The organism is Flavobacterium restrictum (assembly GCF_007097245.1).
In the GTDB taxonomy this organism is placed as follows: Bacteria; Bacteroidota; Bacteroidia; order Flavobacteriales; family Flavobacteriaceae; genus Flavobacterium; species Flavobacterium restrictum.
Genome location: NZ_VJZT01000002.1, coordinates 373,986 through 393,977 on the forward strand (window position 1 = coordinate 373,986; position 19,992 = coordinate 393,977).

At 35.5% G+C, this 19,992-nt stretch carries 9 protein-coding genes; 1 reads left to right on the plus strand and 8 read right to left on the minus strand.

Translation table 11 applies throughout. The features are described 5' to 3' along the window. Position 1: 1 nt before the first annotated feature. The 8 genes from FNW21_RS03775 to FNW21_RS03810 form a co-directional block, all read right to left on the minus strand. Positions 2 to 1,177 (minus strand): glycoside hydrolase 100 family protein, encoded by a 1,176-nt coding sequence (locus FNW21_RS03775; protein ID WP_144255395.1) that lies wholly within the window; start codon positions 1,175 to 1,177, stop codon positions 2 to 4. After that, entirely contained in the window at positions 1,170 to 2,474 is a 1,305-nt protein-coding gene (locus FNW21_RS03780; RefSeq protein ID WP_144255396.1) for an MFS transporter, read from the minus strand. The genes FNW21_RS03775 and FNW21_RS03780 overlap by 8 nt, the downstream gene beginning before the upstream one ends. Positions 2,475 to 2,612: 138 nt before the next feature. Beyond that, complete coding sequence (locus FNW21_RS03785; protein WP_144255397.1) at positions 2,613 to 3,530, minus strand: hypothetical protein; 918 nt, start codon at positions 3,528 to 3,530, stop codon at positions 2,613 to 2,615. Further along, positions 3,530 to 4,885: a vanadium-dependent haloperoxidase gene (locus FNW21_RS03790; protein WP_144255398.1), complete on the minus strand. Its 1,356-nt coding sequence runs from the start codon at positions 4,883 to 4,885 to the stop codon at positions 3,530 to 3,532. Before FNW21_RS03790 ends, FNW21_RS03785 begins: the two co-directional genes overlap by 1 nt. Positions 4,886 to 4,936: 51 nt before the next feature. Further along, positions 4,937 to 8,188 (minus strand): VCBS repeat-containing protein, encoded by a 3,252-nt coding sequence (locus FNW21_RS03795; RefSeq protein ID WP_144255399.1) that lies wholly within the window; start codon positions 8,186 to 8,188, stop codon positions 4,937 to 4,939. Next, entirely contained in the window at positions 8,181 to 11,498 is a 3,318-nt protein-coding gene (locus tag FNW21_RS03800) for an FG-GAP-like repeat-containing protein (protein ID WP_144255400.1), read from the minus strand. Before FNW21_RS03800 ends, FNW21_RS03795 begins: the two co-directional genes overlap by 8 nt. A gap of 168 nt (positions 11,499 to 11,666) precedes the next feature. Further along, positions 11,667 to 13,106 carry a RagB/SusD family nutrient uptake outer membrane protein gene (locus FNW21_RS03805; protein WP_235889583.1) on the minus strand — a complete coding sequence of 480 codons (1,440 nt, stop codon included), beginning with the start codon at positions 13,104 to 13,106 and terminating at the stop codon, positions 11,667 to 11,669. A gap of 107 nt (positions 13,107 to 13,213) precedes the next feature. Continuing rightward, positions 13,214 to 16,186, minus strand: a complete 2,973-nt coding sequence (locus FNW21_RS03810; protein ID WP_235889584.1) for a SusC/RagA family TonB-linked outer membrane protein — start codon at positions 16,184 to 16,186, stop codon at positions 13,214 to 13,216. Between the two features lie 618 nt (positions 16,187 to 16,804). On the opposite strand from FNW21_RS03810, the gene FNW21_RS03815 reads away from it, so the two are divergent. Beyond that, positions 16,805 to 19,981, plus strand: coding sequence for a SusC/RagA family TonB-linked outer membrane protein (locus tag FNW21_RS03815; RefSeq protein WP_144255402.1), 3,177 nt, complete (start codon positions 16,805 to 16,807; stop codon positions 19,979 to 19,981). Positions 19,982 to 19,992: the final 11 nt, after the last annotated feature.

Below are 19,992 nucleotides of genomic sequence, written 5' to 3' on the forward strand. Positions count from 1 at the left end.
TTTAAATAAAAAATTTAAAATTTGTATAGATACTTTGATGCAACATTACGGTTGCTGCGGCACTCCAGGCACATAAAGGAACTCCGTTAGGCGCTTTGGTTTGAGAGTTGAAGTTTTCATAAAAACTAAAATCCTCCCTTGCATTGGCTTCGTTTATAGCATCCAAGAGTTGATTTGCTTCCTGATTTTGCCCTTTGGTAAGTAATGCTAAACCATAAAAACCATTAACCATAGCCCAACTTCCACCGTTATGAAATTCGTTTGGGTAATTCCTGAATTCGTATTTGCAATTGTTTTTTAGCAAATTCCAATCTAAATCTGATTCTAGAATTGGTGGCCAAAAAGCGGGTAATAATTGCATCGGCATTTCAGCTTTTAACGAAAGTGAATAGGATAGTATAATTTCTTGAAATTCTAGAGAACCTATATTTAGACACAATGCCAATGAGTTAGCAAAAGCATCAAATTGGGTTTTGTACCCCGCTGGCGAGAACGAGCACGGCATATAGTTTTGAATATTGGCCTCTTGATACGCTCGCTCGTGGTACTTTTCGCCTGTAGCATTTGGTGTGAAATTAATTTCGAGTTGGGTCGTTATTGTATTAATTTTGGCTGTAATAATTTCGCTTTTGGCAAAATAATTATAGCTTTTTAGAGCCCAAACCCGTAGCAATTGGTCGTACAAAACATAGCCATCCGTAATGTATTCATCGGCCCAGTTTCCTGATAGGGGCACATACAAAAGTCCTTTGTTATTAAACTCCCAAGCTTCTAGTAATTGCAAGCATTTTTGGATATTGCTATCGTATTTTTTGACAAAACCAGTATCTTTTGTAAACAAAGCATACTGACAAATCCCAATAACAAACCAGGTTACAGCATCGACTCTTCCTGCCAAACCGCCATAACTCACCTCGACAACTGCCCCATTGGTCATCACATTTGAAGGAATTGTTCCGTTATGGTGCTGGTTGCGAGCTAGCGTTTCTAGTGTCGTTCGAAAAGTAGCAATCAAATCGGTATCGCCTGATGCTAATGCCGCCAAGCCGCAAATAACGCCGTCGCGAGCCCAAACTCTTTTGTAATTAGAAATGTTTTGAGCACTTGCAAAAAACCCTTGGGATGAAGAAACAGTTTTGAGTAATTCTAGTGCTTTATTGTATGGTAAATTATTCACTTACGGTCTCTTTTTTAGTTGTAATAAATAATGTAAAAACGGCACTAATAACAAGTAAAACACCTGCAAAAGTAATCGCTGATCTTGGATCATTATTTAAAAAATGCTTTAGAATATAACCAAAAGTGATTGTTTGAATAAACATTGGAATAACAATCATCATGTTGATTATTCCCATGTAAACACCGTATCGTTCCTTTGGAATTTGTGAAACCACCATCAAATAAGGGATTCCCATCATACTAGCCCATCCAATCCCAAAACCAGTAATTGCGGGAAACAATAAGTATTTATTCTCGATATGAGGAAAAAGTAAAAATCCAATTGCAGCCAAAATCAAACACGTAAAATGAACGTATCGAGCCGAATATTTTCTTGCAAAATAAACCAAACTAAAAGCCACAAGAAAGGTTACAATATTATACCATCCATTGACCAAGCCCGTCCAACTTACGGCTTCGCTATATAAATTCATATCTTTTTGAGGAGTTGTATGCCAAACCGAAAGCGCTATACTTTTGGATGAATTTTGCCAATAACAAAAAAGGGCATACCATTGAAACAAATACACCAAGGCCAATTGCCACATCACTTTTGGCATGTGTTGTATGGCTTTTGCAATATCAATAAATGGAGTAAAAATTGTTGAAGGTTCTGATTTCATTGCTTCCAACTCCTCGGGAGTAGGTGGAATTTCTTTGGTTGTATGCGAACTCCACCAAACCGATCCTATCGAACAAACGGCACCCAAAAAAAAGGAAGCGAAAACCCATGTTGGTAATTTTCCTGTGGTGCCAATAAAAATCATTGGAAAAATAAATAAAGAGACATTTGCTAATGTTTGTCCAAATCCTGTGAAAAAACTCTGCGCCTGAAAACCTACCGGTTGTTGCGCAGCATCAAGTTTATCCGCAATAAAGGCACGATAAGGTTCCATAGCGGTATTGTTACCAACATCTAATAACCAAAGTAAGCCAGCGGCCATCCATAACGAACTACTAAACGGAAATAAAAACAAGGCGATACTGCACACTAATGCTCCTATAAAAAAATAGGGTTTTCTTCTACCTCCTAATCTCGGCGACCATGTTTTATCACTCATAGCACCAATTATGGGTTGAATTAGCAAACCCGTTAATGGCCCAGCAAGATTCAGCAAAGGCAGTTGATCTGGGCTTGCACCAAGAAAATCATAAATAGGATTTACGGCACTTTGCTGTAAACCAAAACTATACTGAATCCCAAAAAAACCAACATTCATATTGATTATTTGCCAAAAACTTAATTTTAATTTCATACTCCTTTTTTATATTTACGTGTACAACCTTTAAAATTAATTTTAAAAACAACAATGGCGCCTTATTTAAAATAAAAAACGTTTTCGGAACAAGCGAAAACGTTTTCGATACGTATAAATAAAGTTACTTTTTTGGGTTTATTTTGTTTCAAATGGGATAATGATTTTGGTTTCCCACGAAAGTTCTTCTCCGCCGTTGAATGGATTGGCTAAAAACTGCTCTAAAGGAAGGAGTTTTAACTTGATATCGTGCTTTTTGGCATAATCCAATAAAGCAAACCAGGCTCTATCCGATGTTCTAAAATTACCATAATAAGTGGCTTTTAGTCCTTTCATTGCTGGTATGGTTTTAAATTTAACCAAATCATTTGGAATGATTTTAGTGTTTTTAGCAATAGGGAAACAGTAATTAAAATCGATTGTTTCCTTATCTAAATCCCAATTGGTTATTTCTACATACGGTTTGTCGATTATAGCAATTTTATTTTGATACAAAAAACCCGTAATATCAGAGTCAGTCATAATCATATTTTGTGCTTTTTCCTGCAAAACACTTTTTAAAGGAAGGTAAGCTACAAAAACCTCTTTAGAAACACCTTCGCCTTCGATTTTTACTTTAAATTTCTTAAGGTGCTCCTCCAAACCACTTTTTAAATCCTTTACTTTTTTTAGCTGTTCCACTTTAAAATTGGTGCTAAAAAAAGGAGCCGTAATCCTATTGTACAAACTATGACTTGTCTCTTTGATCCCCACATTTACCTTGGTTACCGAATCATTGATAGCATTTAATTCCCAAGTATATTCAAATTCTGAATTGGCGGTTTTCATTTCTTGTTTAATTAAATCAAAATTCCTTTTTTCAATAATGGTATAGTGTTCGTTGTTGCTTTTTGATTGCGTAGCAGACCATTCTTGAATTCCTTGAAAAACCGTTCCAGTGGCTGTTTTTGCTTTAAAAGAAATACAATAATCCGCCTCTTTTACAAATAAATACCACACCAAAAATACCGACAACGAAATGCTTAACCCAATTATAATTTTCTTTCTAATTTTCATTATTTTTTTAACATCTTTAATTTATTATTAATATAATTCCCAATATTTTTGCCTTGTTCTGCACCATTATCAATGGCAGCACGGTAATGAATACCACCATACAAACGACTAATTGACGCTTCAGCAGCGGCTTGTTTAAAAGACTTAAAAGACCTTTTTGGGATTCCAAAAGGAATTTCGGAATCATCTACATACGCAAAATTATCTCCAAAAATAACAGTCAAAATCACCGACGAACAATTAGAAATTACTGAATGTCCGCTGGTATATTCTGGAAACGGAGGCGTTTGTAATTGTGGTCGCCATGTTGGATCTATATTTTGATTGATATACGTTTCTGGGCGAACGACATTGGTTCTAAATTTTTCGTTCCAGCAACTAATAATGCTTTCAAAAACACCAATCGAGGTTTTGGTATATACAAAAACTGCGGTTTCAAAATCGGCATTTGTTTTCTTACACGCAATTTTGGTAATATTCATCCAGTGTGCATCTGGCGAATTTTTCTTCTTGGCAAACATCATGTGTCCTTGTGTAATAGTTGCGTACGGATTGCAATCCCAAAAAGTAGCAATTACGGACTCCTCTGGAACAACATCACTTTTGGCATTCTCCATGGCTATTAATTTTTTGGAAATCATATTTCCAACGTCATAGGTTTCCTTTGCTTCTTTGTAAAAAGGCGAATTTTTATCGGTTGAAAAAGCATAGGGTGCTTTTGGTTTAAATTGCGAAGCCGAATCAGCTACCAAAGTTCTAATTTCGCCCCAATGTGGTTCGACTGCGTCCATATAAGCAGGCGGTGTAGGTTGCCAACGACCCAGTTGATTGGCATAAACCGAATATTTAGAAAAAGTTCTCGTTTGCTTGTAATTATCTTTCCCCATCCATTTCTTGATTCTTTCGACCACTTTCAAGGCATATTCTTTTGAAACATCAAATTCTTTTTGATTCTCTGAACCCCATTTTTGATACAAACTATCTCTGTATTTTGCTAATGCATCTTCGGAAAAAATCAATTGTTTACTCACTTCCATGTGTGCAATAAGTGCTGCTAATTTTTGGTTTACCCCACTTTTAGGATCTAGTTTAGGTATGGAATCCAATCCTTTTAACTGTCCTTGCAAACTCTGATATTTGGCACTATTTTGAGCCAAGATTTCATAAGCTGCAATATTAGGATACACATAAATTCGACTCGCAACAGGTGGCGAAAAAATATCATGTACCATAATGGCACTCACCGTATCTACAGCGGCACAGTAATCGCTTGTTGTTACGCTAATTGAGGCTTCTTTTTTACAGGAAATAAAAAGAAGACTCAAAGCAACTATTATACTAATTTTAAGTTTCATTTTGATGGTTTTTTGGGTATTTTGATTTTAAATCTTTAGAAATTAATCGGTTTAATTTTTTGCCGTTGGTAATTCGTAAATTTCGATTTTTTTATTATTGATGGAAATGAGCAGGTATTTTTTGCCTTTAAAATTTACGATATCCAAATGTCTTACCGCTTTTTGAGTCAAGTCAATCCCAACTTGATTTCCCAAAAATATAGTTTTATCACTTTTAATCAATGCTCCCGAAAAACCATCAAAACGACTGTGATACGGCGAAACACCAAAATAATTCCCTGCGGCAAAAACTTCTTCTTTGGCATCTGCATCAAAATTGGCTTTTACAAAACAAGTAATGGGAGCCACTTGCATTTTATTCGCAAAAGGTACGAACGTAAACTTGCCTTTGTCGTTTCTTAAATAACCAGATTTCAGGTTGTGAACTTCATACAATTTGGCACTTTCGAGCATTTTGGGATCAAAAACTTCTTCTAAAGTTTTTCCTGCAAAGGATTTGTAGCTATTGAATTTTTTCTTGAGCATCCCGCTAAATTCCTCGGTAAGTTCATCAAGTCCCATTGTGGTAAAATAGTTTCCTCCTTTTTCGATGGCGACAATAGTTTCAAAAGTTTCATTTTTATCAAAATCATCGTAATACATTTTCATTGGGAACTCTTGAGAAGCTTTAAACTTCGAATTCATTCCCCAGTTTCCAATTAAATAATCTTGATCTCCATCCTGATCTACGTCAAATGCGATGATGGATTGCCATAAACCGTTGCACTTTTCGGGCAAAAGACTTTCGGTAACATCCTTAAACAGCCCTTTTGTATTGGCAAAAAATGTTGGTTTCATCCATTCACCCACAACAATCAAATCGGTTTTTCCATCATTATTGAAATCAGTAAAAATAGCATCCGTAACCATTCCAATTCCTTCGAATGTTTTGTTTTGAACAACCGAGAATTTCCCTTTGTTGTTGTTCAACAAATAACAATCTGGCGCACTTCCAAAACGATTAAATTTTGAATTATTACCAATAAACAAATCTAAATCGCCATCGCCATCATAATCAAATGCTTTGACAACCGAGGCATTTTGACGCAATACTGGTAAAACTGCATTCGTTAGTTGATTCCCCAAATACAAGCGATCTTGCAAATTTTGTGCGTTTTCGCCATTCCCAGATGCAACATATAAATCATTATTTTTATCTTGATTAAAATCTCCAATTACGGCAGAAGCATCCTCAAAAATAGAGTCTTTTTCTAGCGTTGGATAGGCTTTTTTAGCAAATCCATTGGTAGTTTGAAGGTAAATTTCCGAAGCTCTTCCGGAGGCTGCACCAAAGAAAATGTCGTCTTTTCCATCGCCATTCAAGTCACCAACAGCTGTTGCTGCACCACGATCCGACCGTTGGTAAGGGATTAGTTTTTGAGCCGTGAAATCAACATAATGATTTTCTTGATGTATAAAATCAATGCCTAGATTCGTTACTTGCTTGAAAACAGGCAAAACTGTGGGATGCAAACGAGTGTAATTAAATGGTTTTCGGTTGGCATTTGCCTTAATAATAAGCATTTGATTGGTTTTTACCTGTTTTAAAGTCTGATACGTTTTGTCAGGCCAAATCACCACAAGCGAATCAACGATTGCTGTTTTCCCATATCCAAAATGAATTATTGGCTCGGAGGAGGATTGAAAACCTCTGGTAGTTTGCAACTCTTTGTATTGCTTCACTCCTTTTACATACGAGATTACTTTTGTTCCAATCCCAAAGGTGTTTTTACCCTCAAATTGCAGTTTAAGCTTCAAATAATTAGACTTTGCATTGGTTAGATTGATGTAAATAGAGGCAGCACTATTCAAATTATTAGTCACCACATCCAAATCGCCATCGTTATCCAAATCCGCATAACCTGTTCCATTAGAGATAATCGAATCATTTTCTATCCAATCACTAGACCTGTTTTTGAATTGCAAATCGGCTGCTCCTTGAAAAACATAATTGGTTACATTGCCTTTTGGCATTTTTTTCAAGGCTTGTTTGTCTAATAATTTTGTGGTGTTTATTTTGCTTTTTATCTGCTCATTCGAAAAATATTTGACATAATCCAAATCATTGGGACGTTTTGGAATTCCGTTAGAAACAAAAATATCCTGCTCGCCATCTTGATCATAATCTGCAAATAAAGCACTCCAACTCCAATCTGTAGCGGCAACGCCACTTAACAAAGCGGTTTCGGTAAAGTGATTTCCCGCTTGGTTTATTTGCAACATATTGCGGGTGTATTGGTAATGATAGCCTAGTTTTTCGGTTCTTAATTTTAGCATTTGCACATTATCATCACCCAAGGATGATTTGAGCACTTTTTCGTTTTCGGGAAGCATGTCCAGCGTCATCAAATCTGGAAATCCGTCATGATTAATATCGGCAGCATCCACTCCCATAGAAAACCGACTCGTATGCCCAAAGTGATTTTTCAAACTCTCGGTAAACGTCCCATTACCATTATTCAGGTAATAGTAATCGTCCTCGTGAAAGTCATTACAAATATAAATATCGGGATACCCATCTAGGTTAAAATCCGAAATTGCAATCCCCAATCCGTAGCCATTAGGCCCGCCAAAAATGCCTGCTTGTTGACTTATATCTACAAACTTCCCGTTATCGTTTCTAAATAATTTATCGCCACTTTCAAAACTTCTATTATTTCTAATGTTGGCATTTCCAAATGAAGCTTCAGAATGTACGGCTTGATTCAAAAGGTACATATCTAAATCTCCGTCACCATCAAAATCAAAAAAGGCTGCAGAAGTACTGTAATTGTCTAAATCCAAACCATATTCAGCAGCACTTTCTGTAAACGTATTGTCCTTATTATTGATAAATAATTCATTATGCCCTTCAAAACCATTGATTCCTACAACGGCGCAAACGTAAATATCGAGATAGCCATCGCCATTTACATCGGCCATGATGGTTCCCGTTTTCCAGTCGCTTTCGCCCGCTACACCTGCTTTTTGGGTAATATCCTCGTATTTGTTATTTCCTTTGTTCAAATACAATTTGTTTTTGCCTTGATTAGACGAAAAATAAATATCGACCAAGCCATCATTATTAATATCGCCAAGTGCCACACCGCCACCATTGTAATAGTAGAGGTAATCTAAAATCGAAATATTTTTGGATGGATCTAAATCGTTTTTGAAAGTAACACCACTCTCCTCCGAAGGTAATTTTACAAATAATTGATCTTGTTTTTTGGCACAACTAGCAAATACAAGGGACAAGAGGAGTATTTTAAAAAAATTATTCATTACGTCTAAAGAGTTTAGGAGTATCATTATTCATGGCCGCAATAATAGCAACCCCATTATTTTTATTTTTAATTGTTGCGATGTGTTTGGCTTCGCCTTTTATCATAAACCCAGATTTATCATAGGCTGTCCAGGTAAAAGTTCCGTTCTTGTTGCCTAACAAAACACTACCATAGTTAGCGTCTAATCGAGCAAATTGTGGCTTGAATTCATACTGATTTCCTCCCAAAATAATATCCAAAAATCCATCTTTATTAATATCCAAAGTACAAATGGTATTCACACAAGAAAACTGTACTTCTCTTGGCAAGGCTCTCATTTCAAATTTTCCGCCGCCTTTGTTGATAGCAATAACGCTCTCTTGAATCACAGCCGTTTTTTGAATGGAATTATCCAAAACTTCTTGTGGAAATAATTCCTGGAATGATTTTTTGGCATAATCGGCAAAACTCAAATTCTTCTTTTTGACCATTGGGATTTGTGCTGTCAACTCTTTTTTGAGAGAAACGGGCATATCCTTACCTCCAATTGATTGCGTAGCAATTTGTTCGATAGTACCATTATTATCAAAATCATTGATAAACAATCGCATTGGGTTTGTTGCGCTGGCTTTGTAAGGAGTATTAGTTCCTTTGTTGCCTAAAATCAAATCTTTTTTGCCATCATTATTAACATCAACACAACTTATTGCATTCCAAAAACCGGTATAACTGGTTATATTTGATTTAAAAACAGTTAATCGTCTTCCCGTATTTTTGAAAATTTGTGGAGCCATCCAATCGCCTACTACGATTAAATCTTTCTTACCATCCCCATCAATATCTTCCCAAACGGCAGCGGTAATCATTCCTGATTCATTGAGTTTAAAAGCTTTTTTATTGGTAACATCTGCAAAGTTACCTTTGCCATCATTTTCTAACAATAACTGTTTTGGGTCAATACCATAAACACCAGGAACACTCCTGCTGCCAATAAATACATCTGTATCGCCATCATTATCAAAATCGCAAGGAGCAATTACGGATACATTGTTATTGGTTGTTGGGATATTAGTTTTACTTTTTGCAAAAATTCCTTTACCATTATTCAGGTACAAACGATTTTTATAATTGGATTGATCGGCTTTTTCGTTCCCTCCTGATCCAACTAATAAATCTAAATCGCCATCGCCGTCAGCATCAAGGAAACTAGCTGCAGTATCTTCGTAATTAGCGTCTAAATCCAAATCAGATTGTTTGGTTGCTGTAAAATTAGTAGTACCCGTATTCAAATATATTTTCCCTGCTGCGCCTTTGGCTCCGCCAATAAAAACATCCTCATTCCCGTCGCCATTAACATCGGCAACTGCTAGAGAAGGTCCTTCTTGCGAAAGCATTTTGGAAATTAAACCTTCATAATCAAAATCGATATAATCATTTTCTTTATGTGCTAGGAAAGGGGTTTTGGTCTCTACAAAAAACGGTTTTGGTTTAGCTGTTTTAACAACATACTTTGATTTTGCATCAGCAATAGTCAACGTATAAGTGGTATTGCCAGTAATTTTTTTAATTGTTTGACAGGTAGCATTAGGCCAAATAACTTGTAGGGAATCAATTTTTTTTGTGCCAATACCAAAAGTCATTGCATATTCTACCGAAGATTGAAACCCTCGAGAAGGGATTAATTCTTGTCTAATTATTTCTTTGCCCGAGAACAATTGCACCACACTTCCTATGGCAAACTGGTTTAGTCCATCGCCTTTTAGTTTTACTTTTATGTACTTATTGGTTTTCTTTTTCTCCGAATTATTTTGATAGACGAAAGCTTCCATATTTACATTATTCACGACTAGATCTAAATCGCCATCGTTGTCTAAATCGCCATAAGCAGCACCATTAGAAAAACTAGGAGTATCCAATCCCCAATTTTGGGCTTGATTGGTAAACGTTAAATTTTTATTGTTTTGATAGGCGTAATTGGGTATGGGTGTGGTTGGCATTTTGGCAATTATATTTTGCATTTCTTCTTTTTTGCCCGTTACAGCCATGCGCTGAATAAAGGTGTTTGCAAAAAAGTCCATGAAATCTTGATTGGTTAAATCATTATAAATCCCGTTGCAAACATAAATATCTTTGTACCCATCGTTATCCATATCAAATAATAAGGCGCCCCAACTCCAATCCGTTTTGGCTACACCTGCATAATTGGCAATCTCGTTAAACTGGTTGTTTCCATTATTTACTTGCAAGGTATTTTGCATGTATTGGTAATAAAAATCAAGGTTTAATTTTCGGGTAAACAAATCGTAATTGTCAAAACTGGTCACGTTTTTGGTGCGTTCGTCCCCTTCGGGTAACATATCGGTCACAAAAACATCTGCTTTTCCGTCGTTATTAATATCAGCCATATCAGCACCCATCGAGGATTGACTTGTATGTGATGCCCAGCTTTGTATTTGTTCTGTAAAAGTGCCGTTTTGATTGTTGATGTACAAATAATCACGTTCAAAAAAATCATTTGAAATGTAAATATCCGGATACAAATCCCCGTTTACATCGCCTACGGTAACGCCCAGACCAAAACCAATTAAGCTACCATAAATTCCTGCAGCTTCGCTTACATCAGTAAACTTCCCACTGTCATTACGAAGTAATTTATCACCTCCACCTTTTAGTATGTCGGGAACATTCCAGTCTTTATCTCGTAACTCTCTTTGGTTTGAATAATTAAGACTGCTTACAGGAATGAAACTATTGTTGAGGATATAACAATCTAAATCACCATCCTTATCATAATCAAAAAAGGCAGCATGAGTAGTGATACCAGTATCAGCCAGATTATAAGCATCGGCTTTATCTGTAAAAGTGCCATTTTTATTATTGATAAAAAGTTCATTTTTTTGATTTAGTCCTTTTGTATTACCAGCATTACAAACGTAAATATCAAGAAAACCATCGGCGTTGATATCGACCATTACCACTCCTGTTGACCAAGATTTGGTTCCCTCGACACCTGCTTTTTTAGAAATATCTTCAAATTTAAAATTCCCTTTATTGAGGTACAATTTATTTTGTCCTTGGTTAGAGGTAAAATAAACATCAGACAAACCGTCATTATTAATATCCCCAATGGCTACTCCGCCACCGTTGTAAAAATTTCTATATTTAAAGAGATTCATTTCCGGACCGTTTTTCACGGTATTAACAAATGTAACACCTGTTAATGAAGATTCTAGCTTGGAGAATAAGCCATCTTTTTTCTCTGAAGTATCATTGGAACAACTGGAAAAAATTAGTATAAAGAGAAGAAATAAAGTAAAACGATAAAACATATTATATGCAGTGTTTGTTAGGTAATTACAAAGATTAGAACTGCCTAAATTATATAATATTAAGTAATAAAAAAAAGAATTTTGGGAATTGTTTAAAAAAATAAAGAGGGTAATAAATTACCCTCTTTATAACTAACTCAAAACATAATAATAGTAAACAAATTTTTATTAGTACCCTGGATTTTGCGATAAGTTTGCATTAAACAAAGCATCTGCTGGTATAGGGAACAAAATGTATTTAGCATCAGAAACGTATGGTTTTAATTCTCTTGCTTCCAAGAATTTACCAAAACGAACCATGTCATTTCTTCTCCATCCTTCTAACCATAATTCTTTACCCCTTTCAAGGTAAACACCATCAAGGGTAGCTGGTGAAGCAGCTTGACCAGTTCTAGCAGCTATATCAGTCATGATAGTACCTACACTTCCTGAACCACCTCTTAATACAGCTTCAGCTTTCATCAACAAAGCATCAGAATAACGCATAAATACAAAATCATTTTCTGGAGTACCTATGTTAGCAGCATCTGGAATGTATTTTTGCATTCTAATACCTGCAGACTCTAAAGTTGCACCACTTGTGATAAGTGTTACAGCAGGAGTATAAATTAATGGTTGTCCTAGAGGGTTAGCTGTCGTTTTAATTCTATCACGAGCTATTTCAACTCCACCTGGCTTGTATATTTGACCAATTTGCAATCCAACTGGATTACCAAAAGCAGCAATAATTTCTGGAGTAGAATATTTAATACGCTTGTCATTTGCATTAAATTTATTGTAATATTCAGCTACAGTAGAAAAACCATTCCATCCATCAGGAGTTTGGTTGTAGTGCATAGACATTCTCCAGTGATACTGAATTCCTCCACCTGCTCCACCTCTAACATTTTTAGAAGAGAATAAAATCTCTGGAGACGTGTTGTTTTCTGGTTTAAAGTTATCCCAATAGTTACTAGCTAAACTACTGTTTATTGCATTAACGTTTTCAATAACTTTATTCATATCCCCAGCTTCAAAAGTATAAGGCCCTGCTGCTGCAGCAGCAGTAAACACCCCTTTATTCAAGTATATTTTTGCTAATAAAAAGTGAGCTGCATCTGCATTTGCCATACTGGCATCTCCAGCAGTTCTTGCAGGCAATTGAGAAACTACTGCTTCTAATTCACTAATTATAAAGCCAGTAGCTTCTGCTCTTGTCCATACTTTTGGATCATCCGTTAAAGCTGAACCAGCTTCTCTATAAGGTGCTTGACCAAATAAATCGACAACATTGTAATAGTAAAATGCTCTTAAAAAACGAGCTTGTGCTACTTCTGCAGGGGTCCCATTTTCAATAACTAAATTACAATTGTACACTTGAGACAACAAAGCATTCCAAGCATTTTTCACTTCATTGTGGTCTGGTGCCCAAGTATGAACGTGAATTTGTCGCCATGTAGCATTATCATCCCAGTCACCACCACGAGTTGGCCCAACCAAAGCATCTGTAGACATTTCATCCAAGGCAAACATTTGTCCTTGTGTTTGAAATCCTCTTAAACCTTCGTAAGAACTTGTCAATAATGATGCCGCATTAACCGGTCCACTACTTCCTCCTCCTATAACCACACCATCTAAAACTTCCTCATCTAAATTAGTACAACTAACACTAAAAACAAGTGTACTTGCAAATAAGATGGATTTTATAATATTATTTCTTTTCATTGTTTTTTTAATTAAAATGTTACGTTAAGTCCAACAGCAAAACTTTTTTCTCTAGGATATGATAAAAATTCCATTCCTGCAGAAGGTACTCCATTCAATTGTTTATCGGTATCAACCTCTGGATCAAATCCTGAATAAGGAGTGATTACGAATAAATTATTTCCATTTACATATAAACGAGCTGATTTAATTTTGAATTTCTCTAATGCATCACCTTTAAAAGTATATCCTAAAGTCAAGTTACCCATTCTTAAGAAATCGCCTTTTTCTAAATATTTAGTTGATGGTGAGTTAGGATCTCCCTGTGCTTGAGGAGAAGTTGCAGCTTCTTCAGTAGTGTTTCTTCCTCCAAGGAAAGCACCTTTAAAGAAATAAGCATTAGAAGTATTATTATAAATGTATTGTCCAAAAGCACCATAGAAAGAGGCACTAGCATCAAATCCTTTGTAAGTAAAGTTAGTAGAGAAACCAACGTTTACTTTAGGTAATGGCTGTTTGTCTAATATTTTTTTAGCAGCAGTACCTAATCCTGTGTCATTTCCAGCAGCATCTGCATAAACTGACATTCCATTAGCGTCATATCCTCTCCATTCGTATAAGAAATAACTATAAATTGGCTTGTCATTGGTGATAACTTGCGCATATGCTCCAGATAAACCTTGACCATTAATTCCTCCTGTAGCAATAAATCCAGCAAAATTAGTCATTTTGTTACTCAAGAAAGAAGCATTCCCCGAAACATCCCATGTGAAATCTTCATTTGAAATTACCTTATAATTTAAAGACACCTCAACACCTTTATTAATTAAGTTTCCAGGTAAGTTTTTGAAACGTGGAGACGGTGGCCCTGGTTGTGTAGCAGCAGCAGGAACTGGGAAAATCAAATCTTTAGTATCTCTTTGGAAATAATCAACAGAACCTGTCAATTTATTGTTAAGAAATTCAAAATCTGCACCCACACCATATGATTTAGTAGTTTCCCACTTCAAATCAGCATTAGCATTTGTATCAACATTCAAAGAACCATTCAATCCGTAAGACCCTCTTGCAATAGCAGAGTTAGGAGCAAATTCTTGATTTCCTGTGATACCATAGTTCCCTCTAATTTTGAAACTATTCAACAAACCTTCTTTATCTTCGATTACTTTATACCCAAGACCTACAGATGGGAAATAATCGTATTTGTTATTAGCTCCTAATTTAGTAGAACCATCAGCACGTAATGTAGCAGTTAACAATAACTTTTTGTAAATTGTTGCGTTTATTCTTGCAAAATAAGATTGTAATTCCACTCTGTTTCTGTAAGAATAAGCTCTGTATTCATTTTGTAAACCACCTTCGATATTGTCTATTAAATTTGTTTGTGCAATATCATATCCTTTACCTGTTACAAGATTTCCGTCTGCGGTATAATCGTAGTATGAATAGCCAAGTAAACCATCAATATTTAAATTATCACCAAAATCATTATTATAATTCAAAGTATGTTCAAATGTTCTATTGAATTTATTTTGATTGTTAATAGCTGCTTGACCATGTTTAACTGTGGTAGAACCTGGAACTGTTGCTTGAGCTACGTTCTGAATATCCATAGTTGGCAACAATTGACTTTTTCTACTTGAATTAGAAGTTTCAATACCGAAAACAAATTTGTAATTCCAGTGGTTACTAATTTTCCAGGTTGCAGAAATACTTCCTAATAATTTATTAGTGTTTGTATAATCTTTGTACGAATCTAACAATTGTACTGGATTCAAATAAGTGTTACTTATCACATTGTAACTTCCATCTGTATTGTAAGTTGGCAAAGTTGGATTCCAATACAAAGCAGTTCCTATTACATTTCCAATAAAACCAGAGTCATTAGTAATTAATGTTGTTTTATCTTTCAATGCAGCATAAATAATTCTTGACTCAATTTTTAATGCACCGCCAAAGAAATCGTTAGAATTGTACAGTGACGCAGTATATTTGTCTATACCTGTATTTTTAACAATACCGTCTGTAGTTGTTGCACCAAATGACAATCTTGTATTAGAGTTATCAGTTGATTTACTAAATGACAAATCATGATTCATTGAAAAACCATCTTGCAAAACAGCGTCTTCCCAATTGTACGATCTAGATTTTTTGTCATCACCACCAGCGGCAGCAAATTGATCGCCATTCATTACATTAAAATTACCCGCTTTTTTGCTAAATTGTACAGAAGTACTATAAGAAATTTGAGGCTCTTTAGATTTTCCTTTTTTAGTAGTAATAACAATTACACCATTGGCTCCACGAGATCCGTATATAGCTGTTGAAGAAGCATCTTTCAAAACAGACATACTTTCGATATCGTTTTGGTTAACAAAGTTTAATGGGTTTCTGGCAGAAGAAGCTCCTAGCAAATTATCCCCACCAGCAGAAACATTCCCACCATCCAAAGGCACACCATCAATTACAATTAATGGTCCATTCCCAGAACGGATAGATGAATTACCCCTAACTCTAATAGAAACAGCACCACCTGGCTCTCCACTTGACTGTGTTACTTGAACACCTGCTACTTTACCTCTCAACAATTGAGCAGGCGAAGGAGAAGCAACGTTGTCAAAGTTTTTAGAGCTAAGCTGATCAACAGCTCCAGTAGCGTCTTTCTTTTTAACAGTACCGTAACCGATAACGATTACTTCTTTTAACTCTGCAGAGTCATCTTTTAGTACAACTTTAATTGTACTCTTACCTGCAGCACTAACTTCTTGTGATTTTAGTCCAATGTAACTAAAAACCAAAACCGCGTTTGAGCCCACGTTTTTGATTGTAAATTTTCCATCGAGATCAGTTTGTGCTGAATTGTTGGTTCCTTTTACCAATACATTGGCCCCTGGAAGCGGACCACTTGCATCAGACACTGTACCTGACACATCTTGCGAATAAGCCAAACCTGTACATAGCATCGTTAGAAACACCATCAAGCCTTTTAGTAGACTATTTTTCATACGTAATAAATAAGTTGGTTAATAAATTGTTTTAATTGGTTATTGTTTTAAATAATGAAGTCAAACATAGTGAATAATTTAAGATAATATTATGAAAAAAGCAAACTATAACGTTTTCGTTACACCGAAAACGTTTTCGATTCGAAAATTAATACTTCAATTTTTTAATATTAAAATTATATTAAATATAAAAAAACGGGACTAAAAAAACACATTGCATAAATTATAGGTTTTATCTATTAATTATAGACTCTAAAATGATCTTAAATCTTGAATTTACCTTAAAAAGCTCAATAACGACGCCATTATCTTCAAATAAGGTCATAAACACCTCTGATATGAGTTTATACCGCTTCCTAAAAATAATTTTTACATAAAATAAGTACTATTTTACATATAAAAGTTAAATTATGGTCAATTTGACTTCAAAAAAGTGGAAATAATACTATCAAACGACAAAATTGTATTAACATTCTGTTAAAAGAGTTAATACTTTTGAAAATGTATAAAATATGACATTTTAAAATAAATATTAAATAAAAAAAAGCAAGGATTTTTATTGATATTGTTTTTATCAAAAGTGCCATAATCATTTAAATAATCAACTAAAAACGAATTATGAAAAACTATTTATTTAGAAATTTACTCCTCTTTGGAGCTTTTATGATGTGCAGCTTCATTCAGGCGCAAAGTATTTCTGGAACAATATCTGATGCTACTGGCCCATTACCCGGAGCAAACGTTGTTGTAAAAGGAACCAGCAATGGAACTACAACTGATTTTGACGGTAATTACAAGCTAAACAACATTGGTACTAATGCTACTTTAATAGTATCCTACCTTGGTTACATCACACAAGAAATTAAAGCTGAAGGAAAATCAGTTGTAAATCTTAAACTAGAATCCAGCTCTGCAAAGTTGGATGAAGTGGTTGTGGTTGCTTATGGAACTAGCAAAAAGAAAGACTTAACTGGTGCTGTAGGTATCATTAGTGGCGATAAATTAAACAAAATTCCTGTTTCCTCTATTGATCAAGCCCTACAAGGAAAAGTAAGTGGTGTTCAGGTTACGAACAACTCTGGAGCACCTGGATCATCTATGCAAGTGAACATTCGTGGAATTGGTACTTTTGGTAGTTCTACTCCTTTATACATAGTAGATGGTTTCCCAACTCAAGATATAGCCTACCTTAATGCTAATGATGTGAGCTCTATATCGGTATTGAAAGATGCATCAGCAACCGCTTTATATGGCATGAGAGCTAGTAATGGTGTTGTGATTATAGAAACTAAAAGTGGTAAAAACGGAGAAGTAACCGTAGAAATCAACTCTTGGTTAAGCTCTAACAATGCACCTAAAGCAATAAAAATGCTGACCGCACAAGAATACGTAGGTTTTGCAAATGAAATCAAAGGTACTGCCGATATTGATGCTAGTACGGGTACTAACTTTTTTCCATCACAATTAAAGAACCCAAATTCACTAACCAATGTCGATTGGCAAGATGCAGCATTTAACAATGCTATTCGCTACGGACACAATTTTAGTATTAGAGGCGGTAACGACAAAGCTAAATTAGCTTTCACTGCAGGTATGTTAAATGAAGAAGGTACCGTAGTGGGTTCCTCAGCCAAAAAATATACTACTGGTTTGAAGGGTGATTTTGTAATCACTAGTAAATTAAGAGCCAAAGCAAACTTAAAATACGGATACCAAGAAGCTTACCAAACATTAGCTCCGGGATTTAATGGGATTGCTAAATTATACACAAACCTTCCCTTCTTGACAGATGCTACTGCGTCTAACTATTCAGGAACTAGTCTTGCACAAAGTAATGGTTTATACGGAGCGTTTGAGGACAGCAACGAAGCTAGTACGAGTGTAAACGTGATAGGACAAGCATTACGACAATCAAATGACAATGCTAGAAACACAATTCAAGGTGGATTAGGATTGGATTATGATTTATTGAAAGGATTGACTTTAAAAACAAATCTTGGTTTTACAACTAGAAATTATGCTGGATCTAATTTTTCTCCAACTTATTTCCTTTCTGCAAAAAGTAATGACCAAACTACAAAAGCACAATACTCATTGAGTCAAAACACTTCGAAAGAATGGTTGGCAGAAGCTTTCCTGAATTATACAAAATCTTTTGGCAAACATAAAATTGAAGCACTTACTGGGTATACTGCCTCAAAATCAGCCTATACAGCTATGTCTACAACTGGCCTTGGATTCTTGTCTAATGATTTAAGAGACATGTCACAAGCACAAAAAATAACAGACACAAGAGGTTTTGCCAGCACCGAAACACTAGTAGGTGCCTTGGGACGATTGAATTACAACTACGACAGTAAGTATTACGTTACTGCTACCTGGAGAAACGATGGTATTGGTAACCGTTTTCTTATTGACAAATCAAGAGAAAATTTTTACTCTGTAGCAGGTGGTTGGAATATTGACGAAGAAAGCTTTATGGATGGTAGCATCTTTGATGTCTTAAAATTAAGAGCTTCTTGGGGACAAACAGGAAATGCATACGGAGTAAGCTCCTTTCAATATCTTGCAAACTATAGTAATGGGACAAGTGGAACGGATGATTCGGGTTACATCTTTGGGACAAATCCAACCGCTTCTCAAGGGTTGTCACCAAACAACTTGGCAAATCCTAATTTAACTTGGGAGAAACAAGTACAAACAAACGTAGGTTTAGAAGGGGAATTATTCAATAACTATTTGTTTTTTACAGTAGATTATTTCAAAAAAACATCTTCTGATTTCTTATTTAACAAAGTTATTCCAGCCCAAAGTGGATTTACAACACAAGCCGTAAATGCGGGACAAGTAACTAATAAAGGATTAGAAGTTTTGGTTGGATACAGACAAACCAAAGGCGAACTTACTTGGGATGCATCAGTAAACTTTACCACTATCGACAATAACATCGATAAATTGGCTGGAGATGCTGAATATACCCTATTAGAAGAAAGCTTCATGCCTACATGGGCAACAAACTGGACGGATATCACTAGATCGTATGTTGGTGGCAACGTAGGTACTTTTTACGGATACAAATCAGACGGTATTTTTCAAACCAAAGCCGAAGTAGATGCTTTAAACGCAAAAGCCCCTGGTGGAGCCTATCAAAACGCAAAAACAACTGCTGGTGACCGTAAATTTCAAGATTTGAATGGCGATGGTGTAATTACTGATGCTGATAGAACGGTTATAGGTAGCCCAATCCCAAAAGTGTATGGTAACTTTAACTTCAATGCCAAATACAAAGCCTTCGATTTAGGAATTGACATCTATGGTTCTTTTGGAAACGACATCCTTAACTATGCACGTGTAGAACAAGAAACAGCAGGTGGTTTCAATTTAGGAAACGCTTACACTAACGTGAGCAAAGATTACTACAACAACCATTGGACAACTACAAACCCATCAAACGAGTATGCAAGAGCACTTGTAAATGATGTAGACACCAAAAACAATAGAGTATCAGATCATTTTGTTGAAGATGGATCATACGTACGCTTAAGAAACGTAAAATTTGGATATACTTTGCCTAGCGATCTTATCAAAAAAATTGGTATGACAAATTGTAACTTGTACATGAGTTTTCAAAACTTATTGACAATAACTAAATACAGTGGTATTGATCCAGAAATTGGTCAAATAGGCTCAAATATAAACGGTGGTAGTGTGAATACCGTTCAAGCAACAGGAATTGACGCAGGAGCTTACCCAGTCTCTAAAGCGGTAACTTTTGGAGTTAATTTACAATTTTAAATAAATTATAG

Coding starts and splice junctions, on each gene's coding strand:
- FNW21_RS03785 (WP_144255397.1), bottom strand. CDS start 3,530: ATGAAAATTAGAAAGAAAATTATAATTGGGTTAAGCATTTCGTTGTCG.
- FNW21_RS03810 (WP_235889584.1), bottom strand. CDS start 16,186: ATGAAAAATAGTCTACTAAAAGGCTTGATGGTGTTTCTAACGATGCTA.
- FNW21_RS03815 (WP_144255402.1), top strand. CDS start 16,805: ATGAAAAACTATTTATTTAGAAATTTACTCCTCTTTGGAGCTTTTATG.
- FNW21_RS03790 (WP_144255398.1), bottom strand. CDS start 4,885: ATGAAACTTAAAATTAGTATAATAGTTGCTTTGAGTCTTCTTTTTATT.
- FNW21_RS03795 (WP_144255399.1), bottom strand. CDS start 8,188: ATGAATAATTTTTTTAAAATACTCCTCTTGTCCCTTGTATTTGCTAGT.
- FNW21_RS03780 (WP_144255396.1), bottom strand. CDS start 2,474: ATGAAATTAAAATTAAGTTTTTGGCAAATAATCAATATGAATGTTGGT.
- FNW21_RS03800 (WP_144255400.1), bottom strand. CDS start 11,498: ATGTTTTATCGTTTTACTTTATTTCTTCTCTTTATACTAATTTTTTCC.